Raw genomic sequence first — 19,980 nt, forward strand, 5'->3', positions numbered from 1 at the left:
GGCGGGATCACCGGGAATTGCAGTTTATAATTAACCCATAAGGTTCAACTTACTTCAGATATGCAAAAAGTAATCCTGATCACCGGAGGAAGTCGTGGAATAGGTGCAGCAACGGCAATGCTTGCAGCAGAAAAAGGATATGCTGTTGTTGTCAATTATTTAAGGAGTGAAGAGGCCGCTCATGAAATAGTAAACAACATCAATAAGCAGGGTAGAAAAGCTATTGCTATTCGTGCTGATGTGTCAGTAGAAAATGCAGTGATCGATCTGTTTAAAAGGATCGATGCTGAACTGGGTTCTGTAGACGTACTTGTAAATAATGCAGGCATTCTGGAGACGCAGATGCGTGTTGATGAGATGGATGCTGCAAGGATCAACCGGATCATGACGGCAAATGTGCTGAGTTGTTTTCTTTGTTCAAAAGAAGCGATCAGAAGAATGTCAACAAAGTATGGTGGCAGAGGAGGATCGATCATTAATGTATCTTCAGTGGCTGCGAGAACAGGATCGCCAAATGAGTATGTTGATTATGCAGCATCAAAAGGCGCAGTTGATTCATTCACACTTGGACTTGCAAAGGAAGTTGCTGCAGAAGGGATACGTGTAAATGGTGTGCGGCCCGGATTTATTTACACCGATATTCATGCCAGCGGAGGAGAGCCGGGCAGGGTGGACCGATTGCGGGATAGTATACCAATGAAACGTGGAGGTTATCCTTCAGAGATTGCAGAAGCGATTGTATGGCTCGCATCAGAAGGCGCTTCATACACTTCAGGAACATTTATAGATGCTGCCGGCGGCAGATAATGTATAAGACATCGATATGGAAAATAGAGTCAGGATCATAGATAAGAAATTGTTGTCAGACAACTGGTACAGGTTGTACAAATACACTTATGAAGTAACTAAAAATGACGGTCATGTTGAAACGCAACACCGCGAAGCTTATGATCGTGGAAATGGGGCTGTAATTCTTTTGTACAATAAAGAACAACAAACAGTGATACTCACCCGGCAATTCCGGCTGCCGACATTCGTGAATGGAAACGCCGATGGCATGCTGATTGAAGCCTGTGCAGGATTGCTCGATAAGGATAATCCGGAGGACTGTATACGTCGCGAAACAGAAGAAGAAACCGGTTACAGGATCACCGATGTACAGAAAATATATGAAGCTTATATGTCGCCTGGATCAGTGACAGAAATACTCTATTTTTTTATTGCTGAATATGCAAAGAATATGAGGGTGGCTGAAGGTGGTGGCGTGGCGCATGAACAGGAGAATATTGAGGTCATTGAAATGAATATCACTGAGGCGATGGAAAAAATAAAATCAGGAGAGATCAAAGACGGGAAAACAATTATGCTTTTGCAATATTTAAAATTGAATGGAATTCTGTAACCGGTCAGTTTTTTCTTAACCAGGCAAGAAAAGGACTTCAATTTGAATTTGCTTCTGAAAAAGGAATTAAAGAAATTCAGATGTTCATCTCAGTGACTGCCGTGGTATAAAAAATAGCTCCACTTCGAAAAAATGTTCTTTACAGACTGGCATTTTCATTTTTTGCCAATTGAATCACCATACCTGCATTCTGTCATATTTTAGCTGTATTTCATTTAAAAGAATTTTTTTTGGGGAAAAATGGAACGGTTATGAGGAAACCAATCGAATGCGAGCGTGACTTTCCGATCAAACTTTCCAATAACGTTTTCTCTACAACCGGAAAAGTCTGGGACATACTGTATGCAAGTTTTGTCGGAGATCTGGAGGCTGTTAAAAAACTGGTTTCTTCCTGTGCCGAATTGATCTACGCCCAATATAACTATATGCCTCCGATTCATTTAGCTGTAAGGGAAGGCCACAAAGAACTTGTGGTGTATCTTTTAAAAAATGGCGCACATAATCCTGCTTATAACTTTTATCCCTTCCAGGAGTCATTGCAGGTAATCGCGCGGGATCGTGGTTTTGATGATATTGCCTTAATGCTCGACGAGTATGCTGCAGGCAGATCAATCCCGAAATATCATGGAGACAATGGTGAGATCGATTATGGTCGGACGGAATTGCAGAAAGAATTTGAACAACAGGTCGACAAAGAAAATATGGGAAGGGTTTCAGCCATTTTAAAAGAGCATCCTGAGTTTGCACTCGATCCTACGTATTTCTGGAGTGAAGGGGTATTGCTTTTTGCTGCAAAAGAATACAATGTCCCGATGATGGAATTGCTGATGAGCTATGGAGCAACAGTACCTTCATTGTTAAAGTGGACGCAGTTTTATTATTTCGAAAGGACCGATAGCGCGAAATATTTGCTCGAACGTGGAATGAATCCCAATACCGGCAGCTGGCAGAATGTATCGATACTTCACGATATGGCCCAGAAAGGGTTTATTGATCGCGCGGAGTTGTTAATTAAACACGGCGCAGATATCAATGCGATTGATGATGAATATTCTTCCACACCTTTAGGCATGGCCGCAAGATGGGGTAGGGAAGAGATGGTGTTGTTTTTACTTAAAAATGGTGCTGATCCCAATCTTGGGGGAGCAGCATGGGCGTCACCATTGAGATGGGCTTCAGCAAAAAACTATCCTGCGATTGAAAGATCGCTTTTCGATGCAGGTGGAAGAATCTAGAATAAAGAATACAGAATAACAGGATACAGAATACAGGCGAAAACTGAAAAACCTGCTAGCGCCTGCCTGTCCGGTAGGCAGAGCAGGCTGGCGGTTGAACGCACAACAAACAACGAACCACGAAAAACGAAAAACGAACAACGAAAAACGAACAACGAACAACGAACAACTACCCTTCATTCTCCCTGCCGTTACGGCGTATGATGATTTTTGTCAGCTGCCAGGGTAATAGGCATCATGTTCAGCATCATAGCCCCGTTTTAATATTGCGTTAATATGGTTATTCGAATCAGCATAAACCCCAATCTTTGTATTAAAAATTGATTAGAAAGAGATGATTTTATTAAAATTATTACTTCCCTATGTGGCCTGGTTTCACCAGGAAATCTGGCAACTGGATTTCCAGAAAGCCAGCTCGTCAGCCAGGGAACAACATAAGTTTATATTAGTAAATTTTTCCGGATCTGACTGGTGTGGCCCATGCATAAAAATGCATAAAGACCTGTTTGAATCGGATGTTTTTCTTGATTATGCCAGGCAAAAACTGGTACTTGTTCAGGCCGATTTTCCAAGGTTGAAAAAGAACGCTTTGAGTGGTGATCAGATCAAAAAAAATGAGGCGCTTGCAGATCAGTTAAATCGCGAGGGCACATTCCCGCTCACGGTCTTGCTGGATGCAAACGGAAAAGTTGTGCAACGATGGGAAGGAAATCCAGGGCTGAAGCCGGAAATCTTTGTACAACAGATCGAATCGTTCGTTAATGGTAGTCGCGGATAAATATAACTGTGCAAAATCGCCGATGGTTTGCCGGACGGCAAAGCTCATGGGTAATATTTTTGCCTTTACGGCAATATCACAGGATAAAAAACGAAGCGACGCAGCCATCGATGCTGCAATTGCTGAAATAGCACGGATAGAGCGCCTGCTGACAACGTTCAATGAGGAGAGTCAGACTGCAATGATCAATAAAAATGCAGGTATCCGGCCGGTTAAGGTGGACAACGAAATTTTTGAGTTGATTGCCCGCTCCAAAAGAATATCTGATCTTACCCAGGGTGCATTTGATATCACCTATGGATCCGTGGATCGAAAGCTGTGGAATTTCGATACCAGAATGACACAGCTTCCCGATAAAGAAACGGCGAAGAGAATGGTAAGACTGATCAACTACAGAAATATCATATTAGATGAACATGAACATACTGTTTTCCTGAAATTACCCGGTATGCGGATTGGCTTCGGAGGAATTGGTAAAGGTTATGCCGCCGAAAGAGCGAAAGCGGTTATGCGTTCGCATGGAATTGAAAGCGGGGTCGTCAACGCGTCAGGAGATGTTGCAGTATGGGGTAACGATCAGGATGGAAAACCCTGGACAATTGGAGTGGCTGACCCGGATCATGCCGGTGCGATATTTTCGCGGTTCCAGTTGACTGATGGAGCAGTGGCCACATCAGGTAACTATGAAAAATTTGCTATCATCAGAGGGAAAAAGTACTCCCACACCATCAACCCGAAAACAGGACTGCCTGTTACCGGTATAAAAAGTGTTACCATCATTTGCGCGAATGCAGAGCTCGCAGATGCCATGGCAACTCCGGTTACTATTATGGGCATAAATGCCGGAGTTGATATGGTGAATCAGATTAAAGGAATGGAATGCATTATCATCGATGATAAAAATCGTCTGCACACATCAAATAATATCCACCTAAAATGAAGTATTTCAATTTGCGTACGGTGAACACCCTTTACTGTCTGGTATTTGCCATGATCATATTGGGATTTATTTCCTGTAAAACTGTTAAAGAATATCAGAAAACAAAACTCAATGATGCAGAAATGAATTTGTCGTCGCGAAAGATTGAAAAAACCGAATTGAACTTTCAATCCTATCGTGAAGGAGCATCCGGTGCTAATGGCGGAAAAACCGGCGGCGGTTGTGGCTGTAACTAAATCCATTCTTCCCTGATGAAAAAAATATTTCTTTCTGTAATCGGTCTCTACCTGGTGGTGCTGTCATCATTTTCCCAACAGAAAACACCAGCAGATACGGTATTTAAAAAAAGAAAGCTGAAGTTTGAAGAGGCGAACATTGTATCGAGTTATTATACACAGGATGGTAATAATGCGGCAGTCACAGGTGGCATCGGTTCCCAGGCACTTACCGATTTTTCGAATTCAATTGACCTGAAATTGTCAAAATATGACAGGAGAAACCGTAAGCATAACTTTTCTTTTGAAACGGGCATTGACCATTATACTTCAGCTTCTTCAGATAAAATAGATCCATCAACCATTAGCTCTGCATCTTATAGCGATACCCGGTTTTATCCCTCCCTGGGATGGCGTATGGAGAATGAAAAGAAGGGCTCTTCTGTAGGTGCAGGAATTTATTTTTCAACTGAATTTGATTACCAGTCTTTTGGTGGAAATATCAATTATACCCGTAAATCCGCTGACAGGAGCGGAGAGTTTTCTGCAAAATTGCAGGCATTTATTGATCAGCTGAGGTTGATATATCCAATTGAGCTGAGAAAGCAGGGTGATGAAGGTTCAGCTGGCAGGAACACTTTCAGTGGAACAGTTTCCTGGTCCCAGATCATCAACCGAAACTTTCAGGTGCTTGCCGAAGGTGAATTTGTTTATCAGAGTGGTTACCTTGGCCTGCCATTCAATCGGGTATACTTTGACGACAATTCCGTCCATGTAGAAAATCTTCCAGACTCCCGATGGAAAATTCCAGTGGGTTTACGTGCAAATTATTTTCTAGGTGACAGGTTAATCCTTCGTGCATGGTATCGTTTTTATAAAGACAGCTGGAACATATCATCCAACACGTTTCAGATAGAAACTTCTGTCAAAATCACCCCGTTCTTATCTATTACACCATTTTATCGTTTTTATCAGCAGACTGCGGCGGATGCGTTCGCGCCCTACAAAGCGCATACTTCGGCCGATAAGTTTTATACCAGCAATTATGATCTTTCCGCATTCAATAGCCAATTTTTCGGAGCTGGATTAAGAGTAGCTCCACCTGGGGGAATCATCAATTATCATCTGAGCGCGATTGAAATTCGCTATGGACATTACGCGAAAAATATTGATATGAATGCTGATATACTAACACTGAATCTCAAATTCAGGTGAGGTTAGCAGTCGAAATGCACCTGCACCCGAGGCTGGTTTCAGCGAAGAAATTCCTGCATTTCAATTCCTGTTTGTCGCTTGCTGATCAGGTAAGTGCAGGCGGTGTCTTTCATTTTTCCTTGATAGTTTTTCGTTGAGGAGGTGTGATTTGCAGAAATGTAGAATAAAGAATTCGAAGTACAGATCTGATGTGAAGCCAACTAAATGCAAAGGTTTTCACGTTTTGACATTTCCATCCATGCACACACTGGAATCAAAATTCTTTTATAATTCAATATCCACCAGGATTAGCACAACAAACAGCTGGCTCTATTTGCACCGGTGAAACAACGAACAACGAACCTCGAACCTCGAACAACGAACCTCGAACAACGAACAACGAACAACGAACAACGATTAACTTTCGTACTGTTCTAAACTATGAACCATGAACCATGAACTATGAACTATGAACTATGAACTCTTCTTATACCCCAGCAACCTCAATGCATTAAACACTACCACCAGTGTTGAACCTTCGTGGGCCAATACGGCAGGACCTATGGAGGCGATTCCGGAGATTGTCAGCGGCACAAGTACCGTTACCATACCCAAACTGATAAAGACATTCTGCTTAATGATACGCTTCGCTTTTCTGCTCAGTCCGATGGCGAAAGGGAGCAATGAAAGTTTATCACCCATCAATGCAATATCCGCCGTTTCTAAAGCAACATCAGAACCTGCTGCGCCCATCGCAATGCCCACCGTGCTTTTTGCCATTGCAGGTGCATCGTTGACACCGTCACCTACCATTGCTACTTTGTTATCCTGCTGCGTAAGTTTTTTTATTGCTTCAAGCTTTTGTTCCGGCAACAAACTTCCGATGGCTTTAGTAATGCCGGTTTGCTTTGCAACAGCATCTGCCACTTTCTGATTGTCGCCCGTAAGCATTACCATCTTCTTTATACCGATCTCCTTCAGTTCTTCCAGCACTTTTTTGGCTTCAGGTCTGGGTGTGTCCATCACCGCAATTATTCCGACGTAAGAGGAATTCCTCCGGATCACCATCGTTGTATTTCCGGCTTCTTCCAGTTTGGCCACTTCTGTTTTTACCATATCTGTCGGTCTTGAATCATCCAGCGTTTCAAACAAACGGAGATTACCCACATAAATCTGGTCACTACCGAGTCTGGCTTTCAAACCTTTACCCAGCACAGCTTCCATATCCTCAGCAACTGGAATTTCTTCATTACCAAGTTTCACTTTTCCATCCCTGACAATCGCTTTTGCAATCGGGTGATCACTTAACGCTTCAACGGCAACAATCGTTTTCAGAATCTCATTTTCGGGTATCCCATCCAGTGATACAATGCCCGTGAGCTTAGGTTTGCCTTCTGTGAGTGTACCTGTTTTATCAAATGCGAGCGTACTGATCGATCCCAGGTCTTCCAATGGCTTACCTCCTTTTACCAAAACACCAGCCCTTGCTGCGCGCGCAACACCGCTCAGTACCGCACTCGGTGTGGAAATGGCCAATGCGCAGGGAGATGCCGCAACGAGCACCGACATCGCTCTGTAAAAACTGCTGCCAAATGGTTCATCGATTACAAGAAAAGCAAGGCATAACAAGCATACCAGTATGAGTACAACAGGCACGAAATATTTTTCGAATTTATCAGTAAATTGTTGTGTCGGGGATTTCTGTGTCTGCGCTTCATTCACGAGTTTGATCAGTCTTGCTAATGTAGAATCACTTGCTTCTCTCGTCACTTTTATATCCAGGGATCCATTTCCATTGATCGTCCCTGAAAAAACGCGGTATTGTTCATCGAGTTTTTCTGCAGATATATTCATTATCGCATCACTTACGGCAATTTTATCTACCGGTATACTTTCTCCCGTGATCGGCGCCTGGTTGACTGAACTCGCACCGTCGATCACAATACCATCGGCTGCAACTTTGGTATTCGGCTTTACTACGATGACGTCATTAATCCTGAGCTCGCTGATGCTTATTTCTTTTATTTCGCCGTTTTGTTTCAGTAAAGCTGTTCTTGGTGCAAGTTCGGTAAGTGCAGCAATGGATTTTCTCGCTTTCTCCATGGCAAAATGTTCGAGTGCATGACTCAGGCTGAACAGGAAAAGCAGTAACGCGCCTTCGGCCCAGTTACCTAGTATTGCAGCCCCGATAGCAGCTACAAGCATCAGAAAATCGATTTCAAATCCACCACGCGAAATGGTTACAACAGCTTCTTTTGCTGTATAAAATCCTCCGAAAAAATAAGATACTATGTAAAAACCCAGCGGTACCCATTGGGAAATACCATCAACAAACGATAAACCAAAGCCAATCGCTAATGCTGCACCGCAGATAATGCTTAAAATCAGTTCTGTTTTTTTACCGAATATTCCGTCATGGTCCTTTGCATGATCATGCCCGTTCTTTCCGTGAGCATGTGAGTGATCATGATCATGATCATGGTCGTGTTCGTGTTTGAGCACCTTTGAGTGATCATGTTTTTGTTTCTGAAATGCCGGTTTATTTTTTACTGCCAGGTCCTCATCGGAAAGCAGTTTGTATAATTCGGGTTCTGTAATGAGTTCGGTATCGTATTCAATGGAAACAAATCCGCTACCTGAAACCGAAGCAGACTGAATGCCTTTTTTTTGTTGAAGAATAGTTTCGACCGCTCTGGTCTGACGTTGATGACGTATACCATCAACTTCAGCAAGAATATGATGATACCTGCTGGTGATCTTTACGCCTTCCTGTTCTGCAAGTTTTTTGACGCGGTCAAGTGAAATAATATCCGGACGGAAATGCAGGCAGAGTTGTGCTTTATTGCTATCGCTTGCCGGCACAATATGTACACGGTCGATGCCCTGTCTTCCCTCGAGTTCATCAATTATGCGTTTCACACAGGCATCCTTTTCATCGGGCACATCTGGTAATAATACATCGAGATTGATCTTAACTTTTTCCATTTCGTTGTTAAAAGTAAAAACTCCCTGATCCTCTGCCAACTGAAGTTTTGAACTGTTGATGCAAGTTTCCAGAATGAAAAGAGTACTTTTAAAATCATTGTCAAATCCCCGCTTGTTTATGAGGATATTATCTGTTTTCATTCTGATTCTTTGCTTTACAAATGTTTTCGCACAAAAACCCCGTGCCCGCGATCTCGGAATTCCCTTTGATGGAAATCCCGGAAAATTCAATGCTATTACAGATGTGGCCGGTGTTGAAGTCGGGTACAGTACCATTATTTCAGGAAGCGGGAAAAACATCCTCGGCAAAGGACCGGTGCGGACGGGTGTTACAGCCATCCTGCCGCGAGGGAGAAATAACAATCCGGTGTATGCCAATTGGTATTCATTAAATGGAAATGGTGAGATGACAGGTACCACCTGGATCACAGAATCGGGTTTTCTGGAATCACCGATTATGATTACAAATACGAACAGCGTTGGTGTTGTACGCGATGCAGTACTGAAATGGTTTGTTGATACCAGGTGGTACAAAGAAGATTTCTGGTATACCTACCCGGTAGTGGCTGAAACCTATGATGGTTTTCTGAATGATATTTATGGATTTCATGTGAAAGAGTCCAATGCCTACGAAGCGTTGAATTCTGCTAAGCCAGGTGCAGTAGCAGAAGGTAATATCGGCGGTGGTACCGGTATGGTTTGTTTAGGTTTTAAAGGAGGTAGCGGAACTTCCTCACGCGTAGTAAAAATTGGAGATTCATCATATACTGTCGGCGTGTTTGTACAAAGCAATTTCGGAGAGAAAAGACAACTTACTATAGCCGGGGTGCCTGTAGGTCGCGAACTGAAGGATACGATCAGTATTGATTTCAAAGCGCCGCCAGCTTATGTAAAACCCGAAGACCAGGGTTCGATTATTGTTGTAGTAGCTACGGATGCACCTTTGCTTCCTCACCAGTTGAAAAGAATTGCACAGCGCGTTCCTTTAGGTATAGGTTCGGTTGGTGGCAGGGGAGGAAATGGTTCCGGTGATATTTTTATTGCATTCTCCACAGCAAATCCGGATGCATTTCAGCGTTCGAAAAATGCAAATGTTGTCAGCCTTTCCAATGACCGCATCAATCCTCTTTTCGAAGCGACTGCGCAGGCCGTGGAAGAATCCATCATCAATGCCATGGTCGCCGCCGAAACAATGAGTGGAATAAATGGTAACACCGTTAAAGCTTTACCGCATGCGGCTGTGGTGGCGATTTTAAAGCAATATAATCGGATACCTTAAACGTTCTACATTTAACGTTCAACGTTATACGTTCAACGTTCCGGATACCTCAGCCTCAGCTTCTCCTCCTCAATATCCAGCATCATTAAATGTTCGCGGATAACATCTTCATCAAGACTGATATCCCTGTTCATTTCCCGCAACCAGTTGCGTTGTTTTTCTATGAGATTGATGTAGATTTTTTTATAATCCATCTGTTCCTCGGTATTGTCGGGCATGGAATATTCATACTGCCATCTTGCGCCGAGTGTTTTCAGCGGAGCATTGTTTTCAATTGCATGCGCATGATGAACATGCAGGTATTCCAGGCTTTCACGGGCGATATTTTTCCTGATCTTCCGATCCTGTTCTTCAACGGGAAGAAAATGATCCCGGTCGTCGACTTTAATAATACGGATCAGCCAGGGAAGCGTTAGTCCCTGCACCAGCAGCGTCAGTAGTATAACTATGAAAGTAATGAACAGGATCAGGCTGCGTTGCGGAAAAAGAACTCCGTCGCTCGCATACACCGGAACAGACAACGCGGCCGCGAGTGAAACCACGCCACGCATACCTGCCCATCCGGCTATGATTGGACCGCGCCAGCCCGGCCGGTTGTCCGCGACCGTGATATACCGGCTGATGAATACAGTAAAATAGGAAGCGCCGAGTGAGCAAAGTATTCGTACGATAGTCACTGCCACTGTGATTAGCACCCCGTAACCTATGGCCTGTGTTATACTTGCATTCCCCAGGTCATTTACAATTACGGGTAACTCAAGACCAATCAGCATAAATACAAGTCCGTTTAAAACAAAACCCAATGCCGACCAGACCGTAGTACCGCTAAGCCTGCTGTGCTGACTTAAAAACAAATGACTTCTGACAGACAGAAAGAGTCCGCCGGATACAACAGATAATACACCAGAAACATGCAATTGTTCTGCAACCAGGTACATCACATAGGGAGTGATCAATGTAAAAATGATATCGGTATTGGCATCTGTCGGCAGAACCTTATGCAGCCAGAAAAAGATAACTGCAATCGCGAGTCCGATCAAAATACCACCAGCGATGACCAGGAAAAAATTTGTCGCTGCCTGGGAAAATACAAATGTTCCTGTGCTGACAGCAATTAGAGCAAACCTGAAAATGATCAGGCCCGAAGCGTCGTTCACGAGACTTTCTCCTTCAAGTATCGATATAAATCGTTTCGGAATATTTACCTGTTTGAGAATTGCAGTGGCGCTCACTGCATCCGGAGGTGATACTATACCCCCTAAAAGAAAGCCGAGTGCGAGTGTAAAACCGGGAATAAACGCTACCGATACCAGGGCAACAACGATTGCAGTGAAGAATACCATCAGGAAAGCAAAGCTGGTGATAACTCTTCGCCAACGCCAGAATTCTTTCCAGGAAGTATGCCATGCAGCATCGTATAACAGCGGCGGGAGAAATATCGTAAATATAAGTTCAGGTGGGATATTCACCGTTGGCATCCCCGGAATAAATCCGATGATGAGTCCGCCTGTGACTAACAGTATCGGGTAGGCGATATTTAGCTTACGTGCGATCATCACTAATAAAAGGATCACGAACAGCAATGCCAGGAAAATTGGAAAATGGTGGAGCATAGGTAAAGATAGTTAGTAGTAATTAGTAAGAAGTGAGTAGGAGTTGGGAGGCATGAATAAGCAGGCAGGAGGGAACAGCCAGGCAGCAGGCAATAGTAAGCAGGCAATAGGGAACAACCGGGTATATGGCAATAGTAAGAAGGCCGCGGGCAACAGGAACAACCGGCTTATCCGGTAGCGGGTAATCTTAGTGTTAGTTAAGTTTTGGCAATTGTTTGAACAAAATGCAAATAGGTAACAAATCTGTCAAAACACGCATTTTTAAAAACGGCAGTTGGATCCAGACCTGACAGATTTCAAAAAAACCTGTCAGGTCTTACGCTGTCGATAAAATGAAAATGACAATAAAAACAAAGCCCTGCCTGGTACCATTCAAGATTGAGGTCGTTATACTCCGTTGGATCCAGATCTGGCAGATTTCAAAAAACCTGTCAGGGCTTATGCTGTCGATAAAATGAAAAGGACAATAAAAACAAAGCCCTGCCTGGTACCTTTCAAAAATGAGGTCATTATACTCAACCGCTGACTATTTACTACTTACTACTTATCTGGCTTCAAACTTAAGTCCGGGAAATACTCAATCACTGGAAAGTATACAACAAAGAACAAGGCTAAGCCGAATGCTTATCGCTATATTCCAGGCATTCAATCTCCTGCCTGCTTACTCCTTCCTCCTCACGTTACTTCGCCTACGCAGATCGACCTTCGGCCTTCGTTCTCCTATACCATTCCAACGCTTTCGCATTACTCCCACAACTCTTCATGCTGCACCAACGCCGTCTGCCGTTTTTCGTGCTGTCGTAAAAAAGCCAGCCACAGGAGGGGCAGGACTTCAGTCTTTCGGCAGGTTTGCTAAGCAGGAATTCATAACTATCATTCACTACTGATGACAATATCTGATTGTAGTCATTGTCAGCAAGATTGAAATATTCAATAAACCCGGAACCGGAATTTTTGATTTCTATATGAGCGAAAGTTTGCCGAACTACTGCATTGTATTTTTCAAAAATCGCTGCCGGGATTTTTTCCAATCGCATGTGTTTTGAGAAAATCGTGTAAAGAATCTCTCTGAAAGCAATCGTTTCTTTCAAAAAATCGGCGGCTTCTTTTGGACTTGCTTCGGAACGTTTTGCAAGGTGTCTTGCTATTGAATGACTTATTATACCCAGCCGAAGACCCCAGGCGATAAAATCATTCATACGCTGCAAATAATCCGGCGGCGGGTCTTCCACCCGGTTAGCAACAGTGTTCACAAAGTCAAGACAAAGCCGCCCTCCATCCAATTCAATTTTATCAATGATTTCCGACTTTACCATTAAAATTAATTTTGATAGTAAAAATTATATTTTACCTTTAAACTGTGTTTTGATGGTAAAGATAGGGAGAAAGGTGAAGTTGGTAAGTAGTAAGTAGCCTGCCTGCCGGAAGAGAAGTAAGGAGGAACAGCCAGGCAGTAGTAAAAGAGCAGCAGGAACAGCCGTCCTGTGTATGTGCGAAATTATTTCTCCCGTTTTCCGATTCTGTATTTCTTTTTCTGTTCCCTGTTTTCTGTTTCTTCCTGTATCCTGTATGCACTTAACTCATTTATATGAAGCCTGTTTCCATCATCGAATCGCCGTCCAACCTGGGACTTGTTATGCCAGAACCTGGTCATGAACCCGGAGTAAAAAAGCTTCCGGCTTTTTTGAAGTCATTTGGTTTTTACGATAAGATCAACACAACTAAAATTTCCCCGACATCTGTACCTGATTATGATGGAACTGTAGACAAAATAACCGGTGTCCGGAACCGTGATGAAATCATGCGTTACATGCTTACACAGGAAGTTGTGTTGAATGAACACCTCGATGCCGGATTTTTCCCGGTCGTGGTTGGTGGCGATTGCAGCATCCTGATCGGAAATATGTATACACTGAAGAAACGTGGGCGGTACGGTGTATTTTATCTCGATGGGCATACAGATTATGTACTGCCGGCACAATCCACCACCGCAGGAGTTGCCGGAATGGACCTGGCCTTAATTGCAGGATTAGGCCACGATATGCTCACTGACCTGCATAACCGTAAACCATATGTAGAGGAACATCATATCTGGTGTGTCGGCAACCGTGAATACGATACTGCATACCTGAGGCCACTGCTTCAATCCAGAATTCAGTATTACGATCTGATGCGGCTTAGAAAAGCAGGTATGGAAAGATGTACAGAACATTTCTTCAGAATGATTGAAGAAGAGAACCTCGATGGTTTCTGGATCCATTTCGATGTTGATGTTCTCAATAATCGTATCATGCCTGCAGTTGATAGTCCGGCGGATGATGGACTTGAATATAAAGAACTCGCCCGCCTTCTTTTGCCTTTACTGAGGCATCCGCGCGCTACCGGAATCGAGATCACCATTCTCGATCCTGAGTTGGATCCGGAAGGAACTTACACAAGGCCTTTTGTTGATGAGCTCAGTGCAATCATGAACAAAGCTGCCGGCGTGAAATTCTGATCTTTCATAATCGCGATCGGAAAACACAGGATAAACAGATTTAGGAATGTGAATGCGTCTTTTGAAATTAACTGCATAATTTTGTGTCAAACATACAAAGGATGGCCTCCTTCACTATCAGTCTGGGTAAAGACATGACGATCCGGTTCGCATGTTATGAAGAGGAGGCACCGGTTACTTCAGCAGCTTTTCTCGCGCTTCTGCCGTTCACAAGAGTTTTTTATCATGCGCGTGTCTCCGGCCAGGAGATATGGTTTGATGATCTTCCACCGCTGGATATTATCCAGGAAAACGCATCGGTATTTACAAAGCCGGGAGAAGTAGTGTTGGGTCCTTCAAAACCTGAACGGGTAAAAACTGCGAACTGCCTGGGCATCTATTATGGAGAGGGCAGGGGGCTGGATGCTGCAAATATTTTCGCCCATGTATATCCGGAAGATCTGCGATTGTTGCAAAAGCTGGGCAACCAGATCTGGCGCCACGGCGCGATGGAAATCACTATGAAAGTTCTTTAAACCGTACCTGGATATCCGTCATCCCAATGACTAAATTGATACGGTTATGAGAAACAGAATCATTAGCCACGAATTTTTCTCCTCCGGTTTTAACGATTAACAATAACCGTAATTCGCGTTTTTCCGGTAATACCATTTACCGGGTATAAGGTCTTTAAACGGTAATCATTTTACGGGAATCAGTTTATTTTTAACATAACCTCGAAAAATCACATCTCCTTTCGGGATCTGCTATGAAGAAATTTAATGCAGGAACCATCCGCAAGTTGGGTTCCATTCTTCTGCTTGCGGGCATCACCGGAACATTTCTTTCCGTTTATTATTTTATTTACCTGCCGAGACAACAGGTTCAATTCAATTCCCAGACGTTCCGGGTACTCAATAACATTGCGGTCAACTTTACTGAGCGCGTATCTAATTTCGGAGTTAGCAGACGTAATGCGCGGATCACAACTCATTTTCCGGATGTTAAAATATCCCGCGACTGGTTTAAAACTGATACGGCAAAGTTCAAAATCCTGTTTCACACAAGTTTTAATAAAAGTATTAATCAGGAAGATTCTTTTTTTGTAAATCGAAGAATTATCGGTGACTCCGTTGAATACGCCATTACCAATAATAAAAAGGTAACGAGACAAAAGGGTTATGATACTGTTGAAAGAAAAGCTATTAAAGATTTTCTCGCACCGTTAACGGCAATTCATAAAAAAACCTTTCCTGCAGTATATCTTATTCAGCAGCGGCTGGATATTGACGAATTGGGGCGGAAGATTTTTAAGCTGGACGAGGTACTGTTTTCAACTGCAGAAACAGAGTATAGTATTGCAAATATAAATACCGATAGTCTGTTTGGTGATCGTAGTCTGCAGGTTCCTGTGGTAATATCGAGCCGTATTGATGACATCCCCGTCCGCTTATTTTTATTTCCGTTTAAAATGCAGGGTGTAAGTAATGAGACCTATGTTTTGGCTGGTTTAATGGAAAATGAGAATTACAACAGGCATGTACAAAATATGCCTGTACTCCTGCTGGCTACTGTTATTTTCCTGATCATAATTGTACTTCTGTCTCTTCCATTCCTGAAAATATTTCTTCTGAGCGCAAATGAAAGTGTTCACCTGGCAGATATAAGGTCGTTGATAGCGGTGATTTTTATTATTCCCTTCTTTATGATCCTGGCTGCCGCTACCTTATGGATGTATGCCGACAGAGATTTGTCAGTTAATGAACAATTGGAATACCTGCACACCCGTATTAAAAAAAGTTTCTTCACAGAAATTGACCGTTCGATCAGGCAACAGGTATTGTATGATTCACTATCACAGAAACCTTATTATTTTTTTGAGGACAGCGTCTTCGCCAACCGGCAAAAAAAATCAAATGATCTTAAGGACGATATTTTTTACCCATCCATCTACCGTCATTTTACGAACGTGCACTGGATGAGCCCTGAAGGCAGGGATATCGCCGTTTGGAATCTTCGCAATCCGAGTGCAACATATTTTGATGTTCGCGACAGAGCCTACTTCCAGGAGATCAGGCGAAACCGTGGGCGGTTGCTGCCCAAATCAGTAGACAGTACGTTCGTTGATAGCAGCTATTCAATTCAACCGATATTGTCCCGTCTGACCGGCGAGTACACCATCAGCATAGCTACAAAGAGCCGTGCAAGATTTGATACCCTGTTTCCGGCAGTACTGGGAATATCTTCTAAAATGTATTCTGTCTACAATCCGATCCTCCCGGAGGGCTTTTCATTTTGTATCATAGACTCATCGGGTCTGGTGCAATGTCATCCGGACACTGCCAGAAGTCTGCAGGAAAATATATTTAAAGAAAGCACGAACAATTATGCACTTCGGAACGCTGTCAACCATAAAGAATCTGCCTTTGTAAGCGATGTGGTTCTTCACGATCAGCATGTGAAAATGCTGGTAAAACCTCTGCCCGGCCTGCCATATTACCTCATCACGTATTTCCAGGAGAGAAAAACAAACCTTTTTGTTTTTCATGTAGTTGGTTTTGCATTGGTATCACAGCTGATTTTATTTTTGATGGCATCTTTACTTTCGTATTTTATTCTTTTGAGCAGAAAGAAAATCGGAAAACTATCTTTTGTTCCTCACCGGCTGAACTGGTTGAAGCCCACCGCTAACAAGCGGAATTATTACCTGAAGAATATTTTACAATTACTGCTTACATTTTCACTGGTGATTTTGCTGTCGCTGTTCCACCAGAAAGATAGTTTCGATATATATTTTCTCAATGTCGCGCTTCTGCTGCCGGTATTTGTGGTTATAGGTTATTATCTGATCAAGGAAGCTAAAAATTATGCGGACCGGAATGGGTTGAAAAGTTTTGAAAAGAAGGAGGAATTCTGGGGTTACATTCGTTCTTCATCTACTATATTGCTTTTTTATGTGATCGCAGCCGCGATTTATCTGTTACTCCAGAACCATTTTATTTTTTATCCTCAATGTCCGGGTGTAGGAAGTGTTAAGCTGAGTATAGGGATTCTTATTATTGGAATGCCTGTAATTGCTACCCGGGTTGCGGCTTCTTCATTTGGTCCATCCTGGGCGCCGAAATACCTTCACTGTTTTATTATCTCGCTTCTATTGGCTGTTACGATGGTGAGCATTGTTCCTTCGGTTGCACTTTTGAATTTTGGTTACAGAGAAGAAATTAAACTTCAGGTGCAATCGAATCAGATTGATCTTGCCAGGAAAATTCAACAGCGACGACCGGTGGTGAATATGTTGATGTGGCAGAGTAAGCTCGACACAACATTGGACAGATCCTTTTTTTACCGGATGAAATTTGACTCAAACTATGGCATATATCTTACAAAACATGATACTCTCGCAACTGACGAAAATTATTTTGCTGGTGAAAGTGATCTGATAAGTTGTTCTCCATTTTTCAGGATAGTAACTCAATTTCTTTTTCTTCCTCCCGAACATGATGACTTTTACAACAATAAAAGTCATGAGGATTATTACAAATGGAAAGCATCACTGAATCAAAACAGTAACAATTCAATATCTCTTTATTACAATAATATTTCAGATCCGAGATCGAAAGTATCTTTCCATCTTACAACGAAAACAGGGCACTTCTACCTTTTCACCGAACTCGGTAAGACAGCAGCAGGTAAATTGGTATTGGTGACCGGGATACTTTTTTTCTTCGCCTTTTATAAGCTGATCGCATCAACAACCACGAGAATTTTCCTCCTGGATTATTTCACTTCTCCGGATAATGAACCTGATGTTGACGCGGAATGGCTTTCCCGGATTTATGGGTATTATCCCTGTCAGCATGCAATGCAAATCATCGGTCTCGAAGGCGATAAAAAATTCAGTATGGCAGGTATCAGAATGCAGGAGATATCACTCATGCAGACAGACGATAAAGCTGAGGAGAAAATTCTCAAGTTACAACTGGAATTACAACCGGTATTTGAAAAAATATGGAAAAGTCTTACCCCGGTAGAACAATACACCTTATTTGATTTTGCAACTGATGGGTTCACCAACTATAAAAAAATGAGTGTGCTGTATAGTCTTTTCAGCAAAGGATTATTGGTTACGGAAGCCGAATCCGGTGACGGGGGTACGGGCAATCTGGTATTTATGTCAATGGCCTTTAGAAATTATGTTCTTGGAAAAGGCACAACAGAAGAGATCAAAGTGCAGGCGAAAGAAAATAAATCCGGATCGTGGAGCAGCCTGAGAATGGTGCTCATTGTTATTCTGATTGCATTCGCCGTTTTTATTTTTGCTACTCAGCAGGAAGCAACACAAAGAATAATTACTATTCTGACTTCACTGGGAACACTGCTTCCACTGATGTTGAAATTGTTTGACACCTCTTCAACAGGGGCGGCTGCAAAAAAGTAGACAGGTGATAGTTTCTGACCAGATGGAATCTCTTCACCATTTTCCTTACCTTGAAGCCAAACCGAAACAGGATGGCTCTGATACAGCAACCTGCTTTTATCATGATGGTTCTGCTCGCCCTGGTGGCATTGGCAGAAAAACTTTCACACAGGAAAATTTTTAGTTTTCTTGGCCCTGCGTTGCTGGTCATTATTATGGCTGCGATCCTCGCCAATATCGGTGTGATTCCGACAGCCAGTAATGCACCTGGAATTTATTTCAGAATATTCGAATATGCCGCACCGTTAGGTATCTTCTTTCTCTTATTGCAGGTTCGCCTGGCGGATCTGCGTTTTGCCGGTTTGCCCATGTTGCTGATGTTTGTGATTGCCTCTGTCGGCACTCTTATCGGCTGTTTCCTTACATGGTACATACTGAAGCCTGCAGAAAACGGTGTGGACCTGGCATATGCTGTGACGGGGATGTACGCATCCACCTATATTGGTGGCAGTGTCAATCTGAATGCAGTTGCGTTGCATTATGACGTCACCCGAAATGGAAGCCTGTTCGCTCTGATAAATGCAGTTGACAATATTGTAGGTACGGTCTGGCTGATGATGACCATGTTTCTTCCATTGGTTTTTCAGAAATGGTTCCCGCGAAAACAATTGAAACCTCCGGCAAACAATCCGGATCCGAATAAAGATGTCCGCGATAAAATGTTCGGCGGAAAAGAACAGATCAATATGGAAGACAGCGCCATCCTGATCGCCTTTGGTTTTGGGACACTATGGATTTCCAATCTGATCAGTAGCCGGATACCGCAGATACCCTCCATACTTGTTCTGACAACTATCGCATTGGTTCTTGCCCAGATAAAAAAAATCCATTCGCTACAGGGCGCACGCCTTTTTGGATTTTTACTGATCATGCTTTTTCTCGCCGTAATAGGGGCATTCTGCGATTTCTCCGTTTTGGCAGCCAGTGGCGCGCTGGTTTGGTTTCTGTTACTCTGGGTCGGACTTATGGTTGTAATTCATGGAATAGTTACGTTTGGCCTCGGTGCATTGATCGGAATGGATTGGGATATCATCGCAGTATCTTCCAATGCTGTAATCGGTGGTTCTGCTTCGGCACCTGTATGTGCAAACAGTATTGGTCGTCCCGATCTTCAATTACCGGGGTTGCTCGCCGGCAGCCTGGGAAGCGGGGTGGGTACTTATATTGGTATTTTAGTGGCTGAAATTTTAAAATAGAAGAATAATTTGCAACCGATTGCTATTTTCTTTTCAATTCAAGTGACTGATTCTTCCCCTTAAACATTCAATGAGCCTGCATTTTTGAGCACATAGTTGCCCTTTTTTAAGCCCCGCCAGAAGTTTTTTGCCAGTGCTATATGGATTTTGCAGTTTGAATAGTACAATTTTGTAAATTGAGCTGCTGGAG

Annotated in this window: 15 protein-coding genes; 12 read left to right on the plus strand and 3 right to left on the minus strand. The window is 43.0% G+C overall.

Annotated features, from left to right (window positions below; translation table 11 throughout):
- Nucleotides 1–60 precede the first annotated feature (60 nt).
- The 7 genes from P2W82_RS20450 to P2W82_RS20480 all read left to right on the plus strand — a co-directional run bounded on the left by P2W82_RS20450 (nucleotide 61) and on the right by P2W82_RS20480 (nucleotide 5,785).
- Nucleotides 61–807 (plus strand): SDR family oxidoreductase, encoded by a 747-nt coding sequence (locus tag P2W82_RS20450; RefSeq protein WP_336517798.1) that lies wholly within the window; start codon nucleotides 61–63, stop codon nucleotides 805–807.
- 16 nt (nucleotides 808–823) lie between these two features.
- A complete protein-coding gene (gene nudK, locus P2W82_RS20455; protein ID WP_336517799.1) occupies nucleotides 824–1,402 on the plus strand; it encodes a GDP-mannose pyrophosphatase NudK in 579 nt (192 codons plus the stop codon).
- A gap of 251 nt (nucleotides 1,403–1,653) precedes the next feature.
- Nucleotides 1,654–2,637 carry an ankyrin repeat domain-containing protein gene (locus tag P2W82_RS20460; RefSeq protein ID WP_336517800.1) on the plus strand — a complete coding sequence of 328 codons (984 nt, stop codon included), beginning with the start codon at nucleotides 1,654–1,656 and terminating at the stop codon, nucleotides 2,635–2,637.
- 334 nt (nucleotides 2,638–2,971) lie between these two features.
- Nucleotides 2,972–3,415, plus strand: a complete 444-nt coding sequence (locus P2W82_RS20465) for a thioredoxin family protein (RefSeq protein WP_336517801.1) — start codon at nucleotides 2,972–2,974, stop codon at nucleotides 3,413–3,415.
- Nucleotides 3,399–4,355, plus strand: a complete 957-nt coding sequence (locus P2W82_RS20470) for an FAD:protein FMN transferase (RefSeq protein WP_336517802.1) — start codon at nucleotides 3,399–3,401, stop codon at nucleotides 4,353–4,355. Before P2W82_RS20465 ends, P2W82_RS20470 begins: the two co-directional genes overlap by 17 nt.
- Nucleotides 4,352–4,591 carry a DUF4266 domain-containing protein gene (locus tag P2W82_RS20475; RefSeq protein ID WP_336517803.1) on the plus strand — a complete coding sequence of 80 codons (240 nt, stop codon included), beginning with the start codon at nucleotides 4,352–4,354 and terminating at the stop codon, nucleotides 4,589–4,591. Before P2W82_RS20470 ends, P2W82_RS20475 begins: the two co-directional genes overlap by 4 nt.
- Nucleotides 4,592–4,606: 15 nt before the next feature.
- Nucleotides 4,607–5,785 (plus strand): DUF3570 domain-containing protein, encoded by a 1,179-nt coding sequence (locus P2W82_RS20480; RefSeq protein WP_336517804.1) that lies wholly within the window; start codon nucleotides 4,607–4,609, stop codon nucleotides 5,783–5,785.
- Nucleotides 5,786–6,238: 453 nt separating this feature from the next.
- On the opposite strand, the gene P2W82_RS20485 is transcribed toward P2W82_RS20480, so the two are convergent.
- The gene (locus tag P2W82_RS20485) at nucleotides 6,239–8,749 is read right to left on the minus strand and encodes a heavy metal translocating P-type ATPase (protein ID WP_336517805.1); all 2,511 of its coding nucleotides are present in this window, start codon (nucleotides 8,747–8,749) and stop codon (nucleotides 6,239–6,241) included.
- A 118-nt stretch (nucleotides 8,750–8,867) separates the two neighbouring features.
- Here P2W82_RS20485 and P2W82_RS20490 point away from each other — a divergent pair, with 118 nt between their 5' ends.
- Nucleotides 8,868–10,028 carry a DmpA family aminopeptidase gene (locus P2W82_RS20490; RefSeq protein WP_336517806.1) on the plus strand — a complete coding sequence of 387 codons (1,161 nt, stop codon included), beginning with the start codon at nucleotides 8,868–8,870 and terminating at the stop codon, nucleotides 10,026–10,028.
- A 32-nt stretch (nucleotides 10,029–10,060) separates the two neighbouring features.
- Here P2W82_RS20490 and P2W82_RS20495 read toward each other — a convergent pair whose 3' ends face one another.
- Both P2W82_RS20495 and P2W82_RS20500 read right to left on the minus strand, forming a co-directional pair.
- Complete coding sequence (locus P2W82_RS20495) at nucleotides 10,061–11,641, minus strand: Na+/H+ antiporter (RefSeq protein ID WP_336517807.1); 1,581 nt, start codon at nucleotides 11,639–11,641, stop codon at nucleotides 10,061–10,063.
- Between the two features lie 689 nt (nucleotides 11,642–12,330).
- Nucleotides 12,331–12,957 (minus strand): CGNR zinc finger domain-containing protein, encoded by a 627-nt coding sequence (locus P2W82_RS20500; protein ID WP_336517808.1) that lies wholly within the window; start codon nucleotides 12,955–12,957, stop codon nucleotides 12,331–12,333.
- A gap of 272 nt (nucleotides 12,958–13,229) precedes the next feature.
- Between P2W82_RS20500 and P2W82_RS20505 the strand changes: the two genes are divergently transcribed.
- The 4 genes from P2W82_RS20505 to P2W82_RS20520 all read left to right on the plus strand — a co-directional run bounded on the left by P2W82_RS20505 (nucleotide 13,230) and on the right by P2W82_RS20520 (nucleotide 19,790).
- Nucleotides 13,230–14,138 carry an arginase family protein gene (locus tag P2W82_RS20505; protein WP_336517809.1) on the plus strand — a complete coding sequence of 303 codons (909 nt, stop codon included), beginning with the start codon at nucleotides 13,230–13,232 and terminating at the stop codon, nucleotides 14,136–14,138.
- Nucleotides 14,139–14,239: 101 nt separating this feature from the next.
- Nucleotides 14,240–14,653, plus strand: coding sequence for a DUF3830 family protein (locus P2W82_RS20510; protein ID WP_336517810.1), 414 nt, complete (start codon nucleotides 14,240–14,242; stop codon nucleotides 14,651–14,653).
- A 233-nt stretch (nucleotides 14,654–14,886) separates the two neighbouring features.
- Entirely contained in the window at nucleotides 14,887–18,555 is a 3,669-nt protein-coding gene (locus P2W82_RS20515) for a hypothetical protein (RefSeq protein ID WP_336517811.1), read from the plus strand.
- A 71-nt stretch (nucleotides 18,556–18,626) separates the two neighbouring features.
- Nucleotides 18,627–19,790: a DUF819 family protein gene (locus tag P2W82_RS20520; protein ID WP_336517812.1), complete on the plus strand. Its 1,164-nt coding sequence runs from the start codon at nucleotides 18,627–18,629 to the stop codon at nucleotides 19,788–19,790.
- The last annotated feature ends 190 nt before the right edge of the window (nucleotides 19,791–19,980 follow it).

The organism is Pollutibacter soli (genome assembly GCA_029269725.1).
In the GTDB taxonomy this organism is placed as follows: Bacteria; Bacteroidota; Bacteroidia; order Chitinophagales; family Chitinophagaceae; genus Pollutibacter; species Pollutibacter soli.